Source organism: Streptomyces sp. NPDC054796, assembly GCF_053611545.1.
In genome coordinates this window covers 72,930-90,313 of the sequence record NZ_JBSHAO010000021.1, presented here as the reverse complement: position 1 = coordinate 90,313, position 17,384 = coordinate 72,930, and the positions used below count along the sequence as shown (strand labels likewise).

6 protein-coding genes and 2 pseudogenes are annotated in these 17,384 nt (G+C 73.0%); 4 read left to right on the top strand and 4 right to left on the bottom strand.

The window, feature by feature from the left end:
- Positions 1-141: 141 nt before the first annotated feature.
- From ACWGJ2_RS19320 to ACWGJ2_RS19310, 3 genes are read right to left on the bottom strand one after another with little or no spacing between them, the layout of a single operon-like run.
- Entirely contained in the window at positions 142-921 is a 780-nt protein-coding gene (locus ACWGJ2_RS19320) for a hypothetical protein (RefSeq protein WP_453347334.1), read from the bottom strand.
- Complete coding sequence (locus ACWGJ2_RS19315) at positions 918-2,825, bottom strand: class I adenylate-forming enzyme family protein (protein ID WP_453347333.1); 1,908 nt, start codon at positions 2,823-2,825, stop codon at positions 918-920. Before ACWGJ2_RS19315 ends, ACWGJ2_RS19320 begins: the two co-directional genes overlap by 4 nt.
- Positions 2,822-14,416, bottom strand: a complete 11,595-nt coding sequence (locus ACWGJ2_RS19310; protein ID WP_453347332.1) for an amino acid adenylation domain-containing protein — start codon at positions 14,414-14,416, stop codon at positions 2,822-2,824. Before ACWGJ2_RS19310 ends, ACWGJ2_RS19315 begins: the two co-directional genes overlap by 4 nt.
- A gap of 397 nt (positions 14,417-14,813) precedes the next feature.
- Between ACWGJ2_RS19310 and ACWGJ2_RS19305 the strand changes: the two genes are divergently transcribed.
- The 3 genes and pseudogenes from ACWGJ2_RS19305 to ACWGJ2_RS19295 all read left to right on the top strand — a co-directional run.
- The gene (locus tag ACWGJ2_RS19305) at positions 14,814-15,038 is read left to right on the top strand and encodes an MbtH family protein (RefSeq protein WP_453347331.1); all 225 of its coding nucleotides are present in this window, start codon (positions 14,814-14,816) and stop codon (positions 15,036-15,038) included.
- Positions 15,039-15,080: 42 nt separating this feature from the next.
- Positions 15,081-15,494, top strand: a pseudogene (locus ACWGJ2_RS19300) (antibiotic biosynthesis monooxygenase family protein); the annotation flags it as partial.
- Positions 15,495-15,719: 225 nt separating this feature from the next.
- Positions 15,720-16,091, top strand: a pseudogene (locus ACWGJ2_RS19295) (rhodanese-like domain-containing protein); the annotation flags it as partial.
- A gap of 187 nt (positions 16,092-16,278) precedes the next feature.
- Here ACWGJ2_RS19295 and ACWGJ2_RS19290 read toward each other — a convergent pair.
- Positions 16,279-16,917, bottom strand: coding sequence for a hypothetical protein (locus tag ACWGJ2_RS19290; protein ID WP_453347330.1), 639 nt, complete (start codon positions 16,915-16,917; stop codon positions 16,279-16,281).
- Here ACWGJ2_RS19290 and ACWGJ2_RS19285 point away from each other — a divergent pair.
- Entirely contained in the window at positions 16,916-17,305 is a 390-nt protein-coding gene (locus tag ACWGJ2_RS19285; protein WP_453347329.1) for a universal stress protein, read from the top strand. The two genes, ACWGJ2_RS19290 and ACWGJ2_RS19285, sit on opposite strands and share 2 nt — an antisense overlap.
- Positions 17,306-17,384 lie beyond the last annotated feature (79 nt).

Sequence of the window (17,384 nt, the reverse complement as noted above, 5' to 3'; positions counted from 1 at the left end):
GGTGCCCCGCCCGGTGGCCGGGGCACCCACGTGGCGGGACGTTCACAGCACGACCGGCGTCACCACTTCCGCCACCACGCGGAGGGGAACGCACCGGGTTCCCGGACCCGGTCGACGCCGCTCCGGTGCGGGGTGTCGTGGTCAGGGGTGCGGGGTGTCGGCCGGTGCGGTGGTGTCGGCGCAGGTGCTGGCAGGGCTCTTGTCCTTGGCGAGGAAGATGGTCTGGGCCATCATCCGGTAGCCCGACATTCCCTCGCGCAGTGTCTCGATGGATTCCTCCGGGTGCACCGAGTCGATCACCGCGTTCGGACCGACCGCGTTGAACTGGTGCGACACCCCCCGCGGGATCTGCATGTCCACCCAGGAGTTCGGCGGCACGATGACGTTGTGCCGGTCCCGGTGCACCCCGGCGGGCGTACCGGGCAGCGCGTCGGTGAATGTGCTCATCGGGCCCGCCCAGTCCCCCGTCGCGGGGCGTACGGATATCGGGGACAGGCTGGAGACCCGGATCGTGGTCTCGGGACCCGTCATCATCCGCACGAACCGCAACCCGGTGTGCAGATGCATGCGCGAGCAGATGTCGCGTTCGGCGGTGTCGTAGAAGTCCATCAGGTAGCGGTCGGCGAAGTAGCCCTCGAAGGGGGGCTCCAGCATGAAGACGTCGCCCTCCTCGAACTCCTGCGCCTGCTTGAGCACGCCGGCGGGGGTGGGCCGCTCCCGCTCCGTGCGGTGTGCCGCCCGGACCAGGCCGGCGAGCGCTTCCACCACGCTCAGGGCGACGTCCGGTGGCAGTCGCACCACGGGGGTCAGCCGGTTCCGGGAGGGGTCCTGATGCCGCTCGACGTCGAGGATCTCGTCCTCGTGGTCGGGAGACTCCTTCATCCGGTTCGTCCGGCCGGGCGTTTCGGTGCTTTGCGTCATCCAGTCGCTCCAGTGTGCTCGTCGATCGGTCCGGGGTCCGGCTGCCGTGCCCACAGCACGCCGCCCAGGTCGTGCCGCCCGGCGCGCAGCACCGAGCAGCCCGTTGTCGGGAATCCGCGGTCGCGCAGCCGGGTCAGCCGCGTCCAGCGGTCCGGCTCGCCTTCCTCCTCCTCGGTGGAACCGTTCAGAAAGGCCAGCAGCGGGCCCAGCGGCCAGCCGGGGCCGTCGGCAGCGGGTCCGTGCGGGAGCACGAGCAGCGTGCCGCCGCCGAGTCGCGCCTCGCTTCCGAACGGCACCGGCGGTGTCTCGTGGCCGTGGCAGGCGGCCACTTCGGCGGCGAGTTCCGCGTGCTCCGCCAGGGGCCATCCGGTGAGCAGCGTCGTGTGCCAGTGGGCCTTGGCCCGGGACAGTTCCGCGCCGTCCTCGTCGTGCCAGTGCTTCCGCATGAAGTCGAGGGCGTCGAGAACGGCGTCCTCTCCCGGTCCCGCTCCCGGTGCCGCTCCCGCTCCCGCTGCCGGGTGGCCGTCGGCCTGTGCGGCCAGTGCGCGCAGACCGTGGTGGCGGGCTCCCGAGCGCAGCAGGTCGCGGGCGGTGGCCGCGGCGTGGCGCAGCAGTCGTTCGTACCGTGCGGAGGCCAGCCGGCGGGTGGTGAGGGCCCGGCTCATCGCCTTGCGCTGGGGCTTGCCGGTGGACGTCGCGAGGAACCCGCCGAACTGGACCGCTGCGGGGCGCAGCGGCGCCCGCTCGTACAGTTCGCGTACGGCGGAGACGGGCTGTTCCGTGGCGATCAGCCCGATGTCCTGGCCGAGCGAGGGTTCGTCCACCGGGACTGCCGCGAACCTGCCGGACAGTCCCGCCCGGCGCCAGCCGTGCTCGATGTCGAGCGGGTAGTGCTTCTCCCCGCCCCGGTTGATGCGCTCGCCCGCGCGTCCGCGCAGCACGAGCAGGCCGTCGCGCAGTTCGCCGAGATCGCCGGTGCGCAGCCAGCCGTCTTCGGTGACCGTGGCCGCTGTGGTCCGGCTGTCCTGCCAGTAGCCGGTCATCAGGTCGGGGGTTCTGATCCAGACTTCGCCGGACTCCAGCCGCAGTTCGGTGTCCGGCAGCGGCGCACCGACCGGGGGTACGTGTTCCAGATACTGTTCGCGGAACTCCGCGTCGTCGAGCCGGGGCATGGTGAAGCTGAAGTTGACCGCCTCGGTGAGGCCGTAGCCCTGCCGCAGGCGCGGCCCGTAGCGGCGGTGGAAGCGGCGGGCGAGGTCGGTGGTCAGCGGCGCCGCCGCGGTGATCAGGTACTCCAGGCTCTCCGGCCAGTCGGGTCCTTCCTCCAGCAGGTCCGACAGCAGTGCGGGCACGATGGAGGCGGTCCTGGCTCCTGCGGCGTCCAGCGCCCCGAAGTAGCCGGCCGGGTCGAAGGCGGCCTGCTGGGTGAGCGGTGTGCCGGTGAGGTGTGTGCCGAGCAGCGACATCACCAGCGCGTTGCAGTGGTAGAGCGGGAGGCAGGTGCCGTGGGGCCGGTCGGGTGCCAGCCCGTGCAGCGCCGCGGTCCTGGACGCGTTGCCCAGTACCGCACGCCGGCTGAGCATGACCCCCTTCTGCGGGCCTGTGGAGCCCGAGGTGAACATGATGAAGGCGAGGTCGTCCGGGGCCGTGTGCACGTCGGGCAGACCGGTGCGGTGCAGGCCGTCGGCGTCCACCAGCGCTGCGGCGGAGACGCGTCCGGCGATGCCGGCCACCGCTCGGGCGGTGGTGCGCGGGTGCAGCGGTACGGCGACGAGGCGCAGGTCGAAGCAGGCGAGCAGCACGTCCGCCAGTCCTCGGCCGTTGGGCAGCCGGATCACCACCCGGGTACCGGCGGGCAGCTCGGCCAGTGCACCGGGCACGGTGCTGGTCTCCGCGCTGGTCAACTCCGCCTCCTCAGCAGGTCGCGGAGGTGTGCTCCGACTTCGTCCACGTGCTGCGGCTGCATCACGCGGTGGTGCGACGCGGTGACATGACGGACGGTCAGGTCGCCGCCGACGTGGGGCCGCCACAGCTCGTGGTGCGGGACCCGGCGCGGCCCGTCCGGCGCCGCTTCGACGTAGGTGGTGTCCCCTGGGCAGCGCGGTGGACGGTAGGCCCGCGTGAGCCTGTCGTTGTGACGCGACACCTCGATGACGCGGCTGATGTCGTCCTCGGTGAACCGGGCGAACACACTGCCCTCCCGGTGCAGCAGTGCCGAGACGGTGTCGAAGTCCAGGTCCGTCGAGGCTATGCGCTCGTCGTCGAACCCCGCCGCCGTCAGCAGCACCCTGAGCACGCGCCGGTCGTCGACGGGCGCCTCCGGTCCGGCTCCGGTACCTGCTCCGTCACCTGCGACCGTGTCCACCAGGAACAGCGACCCGGGCGGCTCGCCGAGTTCGTGCAGCCGTACCGCCATCGCGTGCGCCACGAGCCCGCCGAAGGACCAGCCGACCAGGTGGCAGGGGCCGCCGGGGTGGATTGAGCGCACCAGGTCCACATAGCGCTCGGCCATCGCTTCGACGGTGCCCGGCAGGTCCGCCACTCCCCCGGGGCCCTCGGCCTGGATGCCGTACACCGGATGGTCGCGGCCGATGTGCCGCAGCAGTCCCGAGTACAGCCAGCTCATCCCGCTGAGCGGGTGGACGCAGAAGACCGGCCCCGCCGGTCCTTCGGCCCGGAACGGCACGAGGTGGGCGGGTGCGGGGGTTGCGGGTGCGGGGGTGGCGGGTGTGCGGTCCAGCAGGCGGCTCAGCGCGGCGGGGGTGGCCGCCTCGAAGACGTTCCGGAGTGTCGGTTCCAGCCCGAGCACGTTCCGCACCCGGTCGGTCAGCCGTGCCGCCAGGAGCGAGTGCCCGCCCAGTTCGAAGAAGCTGTCCCCGGGGCCGACCCTGGGCAGGTCCAGCACCTCGGCGAAGAGTTCGCACATCAGGTGCTCGCGGAGGCTCGAAGGCGGCGGGGAGTCCCGCACCGCTGCCCAGTCCGGTTCGGGCAGCCGGTCGCGCAGCAGCTTGCCGTTGGTGCTGAGGGGGAGCCGGTCCAGCGCGAGCAGGCGGCCGGGCACCATGTAGTCAGGAAGGTGCCGGGCCAGGTGTGCGCTCACCGAGTCCAGGTCGGCGCCGGTGGGATCGGCGCCGGTGGGGACGACGTAGCCGACCAGGCGGCGGTCGTCGGCCCCCCGGTCGTGCACGGCCACCGCGGCGGCTTCGACGTCGTCGTGGCGGGCCAGCACCGCCTCGACCTCTCCCAGCTCGACGCGGTGACCGCGTATCTTCACCTGGTCGTCGGTCCGCCCGTGAAAGCGCAGCACCCCGTCGGCGGTCCACGACGCGAGATCGCCGGTGCGGTACATCCGGTCTCCCGGCGGGCCGAACGGGTCGGGGACGAACCGGGTCGCCGTGAGGCCGGGGCGGTGCAGATAGCCCGTGGCCACGCCCGCACCGGCCACGTACAGTTCGCCGGTCACGCCCGGTGGTACCGGCCGCAGCCTGGCGTCGAGCACATGGCACCGGGTGTTCCGCAGGGGACGCCCGAGGGGCACGGCTGCGGTCGTCACGCGGCCCACCGTGTGGGTGGTGGACCAGACCGTGGTCTCGGTCGGGCCGTAGCAGGCAAGCAGGGACGCCGTACGCCCTGTCAGCGTCCCGGCCAGCTCCGGCGGTACGGGTTCGCCGCCGACGACCGCGCGTATGCGGCGCAGTTGGTCAGGGCGTCGCGTCACGAGGGTCTGCCATAGCGACGGGGTCGCCTGCATCACGGTGACCCGGTGGCGGTCGAGCAGTGCCGACAGCTCGTCCGGGTCCCGCAGCGCGCCCTCACCGGCGAGCACCATCGTGGCACCGGTGACCAGGGGGAGGTACAGCTCGGGCTTGGACATGTCGAAGCTCGCGGGGGCTGCGGCCAGTACGCGGTCCTCGGGGCCGACCGCGAGTTGCTCGCGCAGGGCGAGCACCACGTTGGTCAGCGCGCTGTGGGGCGCGACGACGCCCTTCGGCCGCCCGGTGGAGCCCGAGGTGTACGTCACGTACGCGGTGTTCTCCGGTACGGACGCCGGGTCGTCTGACCCGGCGGTGACGGTGAGCCCGTCGGGTGTGAGCTCGTCGGGTGCGGGTCCGTCGGCGGTGGGGCCGTCGGCGTTGCGCACCACCAGCAGGGGGCGGGCGTCCGCCAGCAGCGCCGCGGTCCGCTCCGGCGGCAGCGAGGGGTCGACGGGCAGATAGGCGGCACCGATCGACTGGACCGCGAGCAGCGCTGCGGGCAGTTCGGCGTCGCGCCGCAGCTCCAGCGCGATCAGGCTGCCGGGCCCTGCGCCGCGGGCGCGGAGCCGCGCCGCCGTGCGGGCCGCCCGCTCCGACAGCTCCCGGTAGGTGAGCACGGTGTCCCCGTGCCGTACGGCTGGTGCGTGGGGGGTGCGGAGCACCTGGGCGGCGAACAGGTCGGCCACGGTGGCCCCGGGAACGTCGTGGGCTGTGGAGTTCCAGTGGCCGGTCAGCCGCTCGTGCTCACCCGCGACGAGGACCGGGAGGTCGGCGACGCGGCGGTGCGGGTCCGCCACCACAGCGCGCAGGATTCCTTCCAGGCGCGCGAGCAGCAGCCGCGCCGAGGCCGGGGTGAACAGCTCGGTGTCGTACTCCAGCTCGCCTTCGACACCGGCCGCCGCACCGTCGTCGCCGTGGTGCCCGCGCAGGCTCCACAGCAGGTCCATGCGGGAGGCGCCACCGTGCGCTGCGACCGGCTCGGCCCGCAGGCCCGGCAGGTCGAACACCGCGGGCGGCGTGTCCTGGAAGGCCAGCATCACCTGGAAGACCGGGTGGCTGGACAGTGAGCGCGGCGGGTTGACCGCCTCGACCACCTGCTCGAACGGCGTCTCCTGGTGGGCGAACGCGTCGAGGTCGGTGGCGCGGACCCGCTCCAGCAGTTCGGCGAACGTCGGTGTGCCGCTGAGGTCGGTGCGCAGCACCACCGTGTTGACGAAGCAGCCGACGGTGTCGTGCAGCGCCTCGTCGTGCCGCCCGGCCACCGGTGTGCCGATGGGGATGTCCGCACCGGCGCCGAGCCGCGACAGCAGCACCGCGATCGCGGCGTGCGTCACCATGAACAGGCTGGTGCCGGTGGACCGTGCGAGCCGTTCCAGCCGTGTGTGCAGATCGGCGTCCAGAGCGAAGGCGACGGTCTCCCCTCGGTGCGCGGACACCGGCGGCCTGGGGTGGTCGAACGGCAGCGGCAGCACCTCCGGGGCGCCGCGCAGGGTCTCGGTCCAGTAGGCGATCCCGGCGTCGAGGTCGAGCCCCCGCTGCCAGAGCGCGTAGTCCGCGTACTGCACGGGCTCGCTCGCCCATCGCGGGGCCTCGCCGGCGAGGCGGGCCCGGTAGGCGGTGGACAGGTCGCGGGCGAGTGGGCCCAGCGACCAGCCGTCGGCGGCGATGTGGTGCAGCAGGATCAGCAGCACGTACCGCTCGGGTGCGGTCTCGTAGAGCAGGACGCGGACGGGGAGTTCGACGGTGAGGTCGAAGACGTGGGTGGCCGCTTCGGCGAGCAGGCCGGGCAGTTCGGCCTCCGACGTGGTCACCCTCTCGAACGGCAGCGTCTCCGCCGTGCCGATGTGCTGGCAGGGCTCGCCGTCGGTCTCGGTGACGGTGGTGCGCAGGCTCTCGTGCCGGACGAGCACATCGCCGAGGGCCGCGTGCAGGTGTTCCGCCTCCAGGGGGCCGCTCAGCCGGACCGCGAAGGACATGTTGTAGACCGGGTTGGGCCCGGCGAACTTGCTGAAGAACCACAGCCGGCGCTGCGCGGGCGAGAGCGGTATCCGCTCCGGGCGTACAGTCGCGGCGGGCCGGGCCCGGGGTGCGCCGTCCGGCTGCTCCGGCAGGCACCGCGCGAGGTCGGCGACGACGGGGGCGTCGAAGAGGGCGCGGATGCTCAGCTCGTGGCCGGTCTCGGCCCGCACCCGGTTGATGAGGCGGGTGGCCAGCAGTGAGTGCCCGCCGAGGTCGAAGAAGCTGTCCTCCGCGCCGACTTCGGGGACCCCCAGTGTCTCGGCGAACAGCGTGCACAGGAGCCGTTCGCGTGCGGTCGCCGGCGGGCGGCTCACCGGCAGCGCGGTCTCCGGTCGCGGCAGGGCCCGGCGGTCCAGCTTGCCGTTGCCTGTCAGCGGGATCCCGTCGACGGGCAGGACGAACGCGGGCACCATGTGCGCGGGCAGGACCGTCCGGGCGTACTCGCGCAGTCCGGCGGGGGTCGCTGCGGGGGCCGCCTCCCCCTTCGTCACGACGTAGCAGAGCAGTCTGCCGCCGTCGGGGTCCGCGTCGGCGAGGACCACGGCGCGCTCCACGGCGGGGTGCTGTTCGAGGACCCGCTCGATCTCTCCGGGTTCGATCCGGTATCCGCGGATCTTCACCTGCTGGTCGGCGCGGCCCAGGTACTCCAGTGTGCCGTCGGCCCGCCGCAGTGCGAGGTCACCGGAACGGTACATCCGGGCTCCGGGTGCGCCGAAGGGGTCGGCGACGTAACGGCCCGCGGTGAGACCGGGCCGCCCCAGATACCCGCGTGTCACTCCGGGACCGGCCACGTAGATCTCGCCCGTGCAGCCCGGCGGGACAGGCCGCAGCGCGTGGTCCAGCAGACGCAGCCGCAGATCGGGCAGCGCGGTGCCGATGACACCGGCGGTCTCGTCGGGATCGGTCAGCTCGGCGTAGGTCGAGTGCACGGTGGTCTCGGTGATCCCGTACATGTTCACGAGCTTCGGCCGTCCGGGGCCGTGCCAGGAGCGGATGCGGGAGAGTTCCAGTGCCTCGCCCGCGAACACGACGGCCCGCAGCGCGGGCAGCCCGCCCGGCGCGGCCTCCGCTTCGGCCCGCATGAGCTGGTAGAAGGCCGAGGGGGTCTGACTCAGCGCGGTCACCTTTTCCCGGGCGAGCAGCCCCACGAGTTCCCGGGGCGATTTGGCGACGTCGTCCGGCACGATCACCAGGCGGCCGCCGCGGCCCAGCGCCGTCCACAGTTCCCACACCGAGACGTCGAAGGCGTAGGAGTGGAACAGCGTGTGCACGTCCTCGTCGCCGAATCCGAACCGGTCGTCGGACACGGAGAGCAGCCGCACGACGTTGTGGTGCGACACCACGACGCCCTTGGGGGCTCCGGTGGAGCCCGACGTGTAGATCACGTAGGCGACGCTGTCGGGGTGCGGGGACAGACCGAGGTCGCCCTCGGGGAAAGGGGCGCCCTGCTCGGTGCCGTCGAGCACGATCTGCGGATGCGGGACCGCGAGCGGCTCGCCGGTCACGACGAGCACGGGTGCGGCGTCGGTCAGCACCTGCCGCACCCGCTCCTCGGGGTGTGCCGGGTCCAGCGGCAGGTAGCCGGCGCCCGACTTCAGCACGGCCAGCACCGCGACCACGAGGTCCGTCGAACGGCCGAGCACCAGGGCCACCAGGCGTTCAGGGCCGGCCCCGCGCTCGACGAGGAGCCGCGCGAGACGGTTAGCGCGCGCGTTCAGCTCCCCGTACGACAGGGTGGTCTCCCCGCAGGTGAGGGCCGGGGCCGTCGGCCGTCGGCGCACCTGCTCCTCGAACAGCGCGGGCAGCGCGTGGCGCGCGGGCTGCACGCCACGGACGGGTTCCGCTTCGCGGTCCGCGGGCTTTTCCTCTTCGTCCGGGAGCAGCAGACCGAGCTGCCCCAGCCCTGCCTCCGGACGGGCGGTGATCCGGTCGAGGAGTGCGCCGAGGCGGTCGAGGAGGCGGCGGGCGCCCTCCTCGTCGAACAGGTCGGTGCTGTGGTCGAGACGGAGCCGCAGGCGGCCGTCGCCCGGCATGGCGATCAGCGTCAGCGGGTAGTGCGTGCCGTCCCGGCCCTGGACGTCCCTGAGTTCCAGCCCTGGCACGAGATCGCGCAGCCCGTCCTCGTCGATCGGGTAGTTCTCGAAGACCACGACCGTGTCGAAGAGTTCGGCGTGCCCGGCGATCGACTGCAACCGTGTCAGGTCGGCGTGCTGGTGGTCCAGCATGGACAGTTGCTGGGCGCGCAGCTCCGCGAGGGACTCGGCGACCGACAGGCGGGGGTCGAGTCGGACCCGTACGGGGATGGTGTTGATCAGCAGGCCGACGATCCGCTCCGAGCCGGGCAGTTCCGCGGGGCGGCCGGAGACCGTCGCGCCGAACACCACGTCGTCGCGGCCGGTCAGGGCGCCGAGCAGGACCGCCCACGCCAGTTGAACGACCACGTTGGCGGTCAGCCCGTGCTGCCGTGCCACGGCGTCGACGCGTGCGCTGGTGGCCTCGTCCAGCTCGGCCGTCAGCCGGTGGCGGGCCGCGGCCGAACCGCGTCGCCCTGCGCCGCCGACGAGCGTCGGACCGTCGACGGAGGAGAGCAGCGCGCGCCAGGCGGCCTCGCTCGCGCGGGAGTCCCTTGTCGACAGCCAGTCGAGGAAGTCGCGGTAGGGCGTCGCGGGTGGCAGTGCGCGGCCTGCGTAGAGCGCGAACAACTCCTCGATCAGGACCGGCATGGACCAGCCGTCCAGCAGCAGGTGGTGCGTGGTCAGTACGAAGGTGTGCCGTTCGCCGGCACGGTGCCGCAGTGCAGCGCGGACCAGCGGGGGGCTGGCCAGGTCGAACCGCCGTCTGCGGTCGGCGTCGAGGAAACGCTCCAGGTCCTCGTGCGCGGGTATCTCCTGCCACTCCACGGCGAAGTCCGGTACGACCACCTGGACGGGACGTCCCGACGGGCTGTTCCGGACGCCCGCCGAGAGCTGGGGATGGCGCAGCAGCAGGCGGTGGAGTGCGTCGCGCAGCGCGGCGGGGTCCAGCGGTCCGCCGATGTCGAAGACGAACTGGACGAGGTAGGGGTCGGCGCCGTCGTGGTCGTAGAGCGAGTGGAACAGCAGCCCCTGTGCCAGCGGCGGCAGTGGCAGCTCGCCCTTCGCCCGGGTGCGGGCCCTCCGCGTCAGCGCCGTCAGCACGTCGAACCACCGGTCCGCGAGGTCACGGATCCGTGCTTCGGTGAGCAGCCCGCCCGGCCATGACCAGTTCGCCACCAGCCGGGGGCCGTCCGGGTGGTCGGCGATCACCGTGTCCAGTTCGACGGTGTGCGCCATCGCCAGCCCGCCACCGGTGTCAGGACCGGACACGGTGGTGTCGGCCACCACCGCCCAGTCCCCTTCGCCGCCGACGTCGAACCGGCCCAGGTAGTTGAACGCGAACTGCGGCGCCGGGCGGGCGGCCAGTGCCGGGCCGCTCTGCGGGTTGAGGTGGCGCAGCAGCCCGTGGCTCAGTCCGGCGCGCGCGGCATCCCGTACGCAGGCCCTGACCATGGCCACCGCGCCGTCCAGCGCGGCCGGATCGGTGCGGGCTTCCGCCCAGGAGCATCCGGGGTCGAGCACCACGGGGAACAGGGTGGTGAACCAGCCGACCGTACGGGACAGGTCCAGGTTGGCGGCGAACTCCTCGCGCCCGTGGCCTTCGAGATCCACCAGCAGCGTGTCAGGGCCCTCCCGCCAGTCGGCGGCGGCCAGGGCGAACGCGGTGAGCAGCAGCTCGTGCACCGAGCAGTCGAAGGCGGCGGTGGCCTCGGTCACCAGGTGTGCGGTGAGTGCGCCGGAGAGGGTGACGGAGTGGCGGAGCCGGGTGTCCTCGGTGTCCACCGTGCGGTCCAGCGCGCGGTCTGCGACGGGGGGATCCTCGGGGAGCGGCTGGTCCGGCCGGACCGGTGCTTCCGGCAGGTCCGGCAGGTCCGGCTGCCACCGGGCGAACTCCTCCAGCACGGACGGGTGGTGCGCGTACTGGACCAGTGCCTTCGCCCACTGGGGGAAGGAGGTGCCCGTCGGCTGCAACCGTGGTGTGCGCCCGTCCCTCACGGCCTCCCAGGCGGCCCGGAGGTCTTCCTGGATGATGCGCCAGGAGACACCGTCGACGCTGAGGTGGTGCACGGTGAGGGTCAGTTCGCCCGCCTCCGCCGGGCCGCGGTCCTGCCAGCGTGCGTCGACCACTCGCCCGTGCCCGGGGTCGAGCACGGTGTCCTGCCGGTTCAGCTCGACGGTGGCGCGCGGCCGCACTTCCAGGGCCCACAGGCCGCCCGCCGTGGTGGTGAGCGAGAGCCGCAGCATGTCGTGGTGGTCGACCAGCGCCTGCACCACCGCGCGCACCTGTTCCCCGGTCATGCCCGCCGGGGTGCGTACGGTCAGGGACTGCGTGAAGCCGTCGACCGGGCCGCCGCGTTCACGCAGCCAGTGCATGATGGGCGTCAGCGGGACCGTGGGGTCGTCCGCGTCGCCCAGCGCGACCCGCTGCCCCGTCTCCGGCTGCTCCGCTCCGACGCCACTGGCCAGGCCGGAGACGGTGGGGGTGCGGAACACGTCGGGGGTGCCGACGGCGAGACCGGCACGCTGGGCCGCTCCGGCGAGCTGGATCGCCTTGATGCTGTCGCCGCCGAGCTGGAAGAAGTCCTGGTCGACCGGTACTTCGGACAGGCCGAGGACCTCGCCGAACAGCTCGGCCAGCCGCTGCTCGACGGCGGTGCGAGGAGCCCCGCCCGTGCCTGTGTCTGTGCCCGTGCCGGTGCTCGTGTCCGTGCTCGTGCCCGTGCTCGCGGACTCCGGCGCCGGCAGTGCGGACCGGTCGAGCTTGCCGTTGCGGGTCAGCGGCAGCCGGTCCAGCCCGACCACGGCCGACGGCACCATGTACGGCGGCAGCCGCTCCGCCACACCGTCGCGCAGCGCGGCGGCGTCGCCCTCGCCCTTACCCTCGGTGACCACGTAGGAGACCAGCCGCCGCACTCCCGGCCGGTCCTCGCGCAGGATCGTCGCGGCCTGGCGCACGCCGGGCTCGGCCAGCAGTGCGGCGTCGATCTCTCCCGGTTCGATGCGGTAGCCGCGGAGCTTGATCTGCCCGTCGGTGCGCCCGGCGAACTCCAGCCGCCCTTCGTGGTTCCAGCGGGCCAGGTCGCCCGTGCGGTAGACGCGGGCGCCGGGCGGCCCGTAGGGGTCGGGCACGAAGCGCTCGGCGGTGAGGGCCGCCCGGCCCAGGTAGCCGCGCGCCACCCCGACGCCCCCGAGGTACAGCTCGCCCACCGCGCCGGGTGGCACCGGGCGCAGCGCGTCGTCGAGCAGCAGCACCCGCTTGCCGTCCAGCGGCGTCCCGATGGGGACCGGCCCCGCGTCTTCGGACCCGGCGTCCTCGGATCCCGCGTCTTCGGGCGCCCTCTCGCCGACGGCGCCCCTGGTGGCGAACACCGTTGTCTCGGTGGGGCCGTACCCGTTGACGACGGTGAGTTCCGGCAGCGCGGTGCGCACGGCGCGCACCGCCGCGGGAGACACCACGTCACCGCCGGTCCACACCTGGCGCACTCCGGCCAGGCACGCGGGGTCCTCCGTGGCGATGGCGTGGAACAGTCCGGCGGTCAGCCACAGTCCGGTGATCCCGGTGCCGGCCGTGAGCCGGGACAGTTCGGCCGGGCCCAGCCGTCCCGGTGCGGCGACGACCACCTCGCCGCCGGTCAGCAGCGGCACCCACAGTTCCAGGTTGAACGCGTCGAAGGCGTGCGGCGAATGCAGCAGCACCCGGTCGGCGCCGCCTTCGGACCACCACCGGTCGGCGGCCAGCCCGGCGAGGTTGCCCTGGGTGATGGCGACGCCCTTGGGGCGTCCCGTCGAGCCGGAGGTGAACATCACGCACGCCAGCGCTTCCGGTGCGACCCGCGGCTCCGTGGCCCCGAACCCCCTTGTCCTTGCCCGTACGTCCAGATGCCGCACTCCACGGTCGCGTGCCAGCGGCACGACGGGGTCACCCTCGGTGTGCCGGTCGGTGAGCAGCACCCGCGCTCCCGCGTCGGAGAGCACCGCTTCCTGCCGGGAGAGCGCGTCGTCCCGCTGCAACGGGACGTAGGCGGCACCCGTCCGCGCCACCGCGAGTGCCGCGACGACCAGGTCGGCCGACCGTTCGAGCAGCAGGGCGACGGTCCGCTCAGGGCCCGCCCCGGCCGCGGTGAGTTCGGCGGCCAGCGCGGAACTCCGCGCGTCCAGTTCGCGGTAGGTCAGCCGCTCACCGGTCTCCGCCGAGCGCACCGCGAACGCGTCGGGCGTGCGGCGTACTTGTTCCGCGAACCGGCCGACGGCCGTCCCTGCGGGCGTCCCTGCGGGCGCGGCCGTCGTGCGGTCGCCCGTGCCCAGCGCGGCGCTGTGCCGGCGCTCCGGCGCGGTGGCCGGCGCGATCCGGGCCAGTGGTGTGTCCTGGTCGGCGTCCGCCACCTGCCACAGCACGTGCAGGAAGCGGTCGGCGATGTCGTGCAGCAGGTCTTCGCCGTAGTTGTCGGGGTTGGCGTCGAAGTCGAGGCGCAGCACGCCGTCGCCACGGTCGTAGGCGACGATCGAGAGGTCCTCCGACGGTGGCGCCTGGAGGTTGTGGGCCGTGGCGGTCACCGGGCCGAACCGCAGCGGCCGGTCGAACCGCTGGATGTTGAGCACAGGGCCGAAGAACCTTCTGCCGTCCTCGGGGTAGCCCAGCTCGCGGCGCAGGTGTTCACCCCGGTAACGCTGGTGACGGCGCACCAGCCGCAGTTCCCCGGCGACCTGGTCGAGCAGGGCGCCGACGGTGGCCGACGGGTCGGCGCGCAACCGCAGGGGCAGGACGTTGGCCGTCATCGCGGGCACGGCCCGGGTGAGTTCGGGCGGGCGGCCGGCGACCGGCAGGCTCAGTACGACATCACGGTTGCCGGTCATCGCGTGCAGGTAGACGGCGGTCGCCGCGGTGAGCAGCCGGGTCCAGCGGTGTCCGAGCCGTTGCGCGGCGTCCCGCAGCCTGGCGAACTCCTCCTCCGGCAGAACCCTGGTCAGCCGCAGTGAGTGCTCCGTGGCCGGCGCCGGGTGGGTGCCGAGGCTCAAGAAGTCCGGCCTTCCGGCCAGCCGTTCCAGCCACCAGTCCCGGTCCTCGGCGCGTTCCGCCGCCTCCCGGTAGGCGGCCTCGGCGTGCACCAGGGGACGGAGTCCGCTCCAGTCGCACTCCGGAACGGCGCGCCCGTCGTACAGGCAGCGGTAGACCTCGGCGACACGTTCGGCGAACAGGGCCATGCCCGCGCCGTCGAGGGCGATGTGGTGGACCCGGTGGAACACCACTGTGCGGTCGTCGGTGACGCGCAGCACCGCCCCCAGGAACAGCGGCCCGGCGTCGCTGCCTCCGGCCTCGGCCAGAGCGGCCCGCATCCACTCCCGCGCGGCGGCGTCCGGGTCGGACGTCTCCCGGAGGTCGACCACTTCGACGGTGTGTTCCGGGGTCCGGAGAAGCGGTTGCGTGGGCGAAGAATCCGTTGCCCCGACGATGCGGACGTTGACCGCCTCGCAGTCGGTCGCCGCTCTGGTCACCGAGGCGGCGAGGAGGCCGGCGTCGACGTCTCCGTCCAGGACGAGGTACTCGGCCCACTGATAGGCGCCGGGGCGGCTGAAGCCAGCACGCTCCGCGAGCCAGACCCCGAGTTGAGCATCGGAGAGTCGCAGTTCAGGTCGGTTTTCGGGCATGAGAATGAGCATCCCCATCGGTCCTGCCGGTGCCGTGCCGGCGACGCCGTCGGATGTGGTCGGAGCGATCAAGAAGCGGACCGACTCATCGAAACACGGCAGGCAATGGGCGAGTAAAGACGCGGCAATATGCTGTATCTCACGTTTGCTTGCGGATCACCAAAGAGGCAGGTGGGAGAGGTTTGGAAGCGCCCGCAACGTAAAGTGTTCACCTTGGCCCTCCCGCCGGATCCTGTGCGCGGACCGAGCGGCATGCGGTCGACACGGACACCGGGGCCAGGAGGCCGACCACGCACGGGCGCCGGGGTGCCGGCTTGTGCCGCCCCTCTCCCCGTGAGTCGTTTGCGAATGTCACACCACCCCGGTGAAGACGAATCCGCTGAGAAGGAGTGACCGGATGAGCAGCAATCCCTTCGACGACCCGGACGGCACCTACCTGGTCCTGGTCAATGACGAGGGGCAGCACTCGCTGTGGCCCTCGTTCGCCGACGTCCCCGAGGGCTGGCGTACCGCCTTGGGTGAGACCGGCCGCGACGAGGCACTTGAGTACATCGACACCCACTGGACCGACATGCGCCCCAGGTCCCTCGTCCAGGCCATGGAGGGCTCCGGCCCGGCCTGACGCCTGCCGCGGGAAGCAGCGGACAATCAGCCTCGATCGCTCATGAGGGCCCGTCAGCTTGCTGGCGGGCCCTTTGTGGTGAGTGACACGGCCGGCAGGATCACGCACCGCCCGCGGCCGTGTTGCCGATTCAGCAAACGCCTTTGCCGCTCATGGGCGTGTGCGCGCAGGCTGCGCCCAGAAAGTGCTGATCGGCACGCCGGGAGTCGCGGTTCCCTCGCGGAACACCATTCCCTTGTGGAACAGAGGAGGCAGCAGATGGAAAATCGCCACGTCGTGATCATTCCGATCGAGATCGGCGAGGAGCGGGAAAGCGCGTATCTCGACGCCTGGCAGGGTGCCGCGGAAGTGATGGCCGCTCAGCCCGGGTTCATTCGGACATACATGTTCCGCACCATCGTCCCAGGGAGCAGGTTCTCCCTCGTCAATGTGGCGGAATGGGAGTCCACCTCCCATTGGGAGGAGGCGATGAACGTCTGCCCGATGACGGGGCAGCAGATCGCCGTCGCCCACGCCTCGAACTACGAGGCGATCCGGACGGTTCTGCCCGCCTCGGCGCAGAGCCCGGGTTCCGGCGACGGCCGCACCCCCGCCGAACTGTCTCCCGCCGAGGCCCGTCGCCGCGCCGTGGACGGGCAGCTCACGCGGGTCGATGTCCGTGAGGACGACGAGTGGGCGGCGCGTCGCCCGGCCGCCACCACCGGAGGCCCGGCCGCCCGGGTCCGCGAAGGGGAACGGCTCGCCTCCTTCCCCCGCGCCCGCTTCGCCGGTCTCGCCGGTCCCGCCGGTCTTACGGACGTGGTGGTGCTGGACGTGCGACGGGATTCCGAGCGCGGAGAGGGCTTCATCGAGGGCTCGGTGCACATTCCGCTCCACGAGCTGCACAGCCGGGCCGACGAGGTGCCGGGCGGCACGGTGTGGGTGCACTGCGCCGGCGGGATGCGCGCGGCGATCGCCGCGTCCCTCTTGGACGCGATGGGACGGGAAGTCGTCGCCATCGACGACGGTTTCGAGGCCGCCGCCGAAGCGGGCCTGAACGTCATCCGGCCGTGACCGCCCCGCTCCCGGTCCTGCTCGCGGGAGCCGCCGCCGGAGCCGCCGGCTCCGGGCTCAAGGAGTTCCGTCCGCTGCCGAAGGCCGTCCGGAACATCCAGAGTCGCTGACCTCCCATGGCCCCCGAAGGCTGCCCGATCCCGCATACGTCCCACGGATCCCCGAGACGCACACCGCCGACGGCCGCTCAGCCGACGCCCGCGCCGTCACCGGCAGGCCCGTCGAAGACAGGGACGACGGTGACCGGGCAGTGCGAGATCCGCAGCAGCACGTCCAGGGTCTTACGGCCGCTCCTGGCTCCGTACGGCGACGCGGGGCGGCGCCCGCGACGCCGCGCGGCCACTACCGTGTCCGCGTCCTTCGTCGCCGCGACGAGGGCCCAGCGCCGGGCCGCCGCCGATGTGTACGGGACCGTCCGGTCCGGTGCCCCTCCCCCGGTGTCCGGGTGATGAGCGCTGGGCAGCGGCTCGGCCGCACCACCTCCTGCGGTTCCCCGCTCCGCGGGGGAGACGGGCGTGGCGGCCACGGTCCGGCCCTCGCCCTGGCGCTGTGAAGGGGGAACGCCGTCACCGGCCCCCGTATCGGCCAGCACCACCACGCGGGGCGTTGATGGTTTCCCCGGGCTGCTGCTCGGCTCCACCGCGCTGGCTTCGCTGACGCAGGCCACGTGCCCGATCGCGCTGGTGCCGACGGGACTTCCGGAGGGACTTCCGGAGCCGCGCGGACGGACAGCGGCTTCCCCGGCCACCCCGGCGGCCTCAGCGGTCCAGAGCCGGTCGGAGGTGGTGGTGGGCGTGGACGCCCGTGCCCCGGACGGCGCGGTCATGGCATACGCGTTCGCCGCGACCGCGACCGCGACCACCACGCGGCACAGCACCCGGCTGCGAGCAGTGCACGCCTGGAACCCCGCTGCCCGTGACGACCCGTGGCAGCCGTTCGCGGTCTGCGGCGAGGACCGCGCGGTGTGGGAGGACGAGGAAGTACGGGCACTGGCCCACGTGTTGCGGGAGTGGCGGCTGAGGTACCCGCGGGTCCAGGTCCTGGCCGATGTGCGTGGCCTCAGCCCGGCACGGGCCCTGGTTCGGGCCTCGGCGGGTGCCGGTCTGCTGGTGGTGGGCCGGAGCACGCCCGGACGCCTCGGCCCGGTGGGGGACACGGTCGCGCACCATGCCCGCTGCCCCGTCGCCTTCGTGCCCCGCGTCCCGGCCGGCTGACCTCACGCCCTCCCGGTACGGAGGGGGCAACACGGACCCCGCACCGGAGCCGGTCGGACCCCGCGAAGGCCCCCTGCGG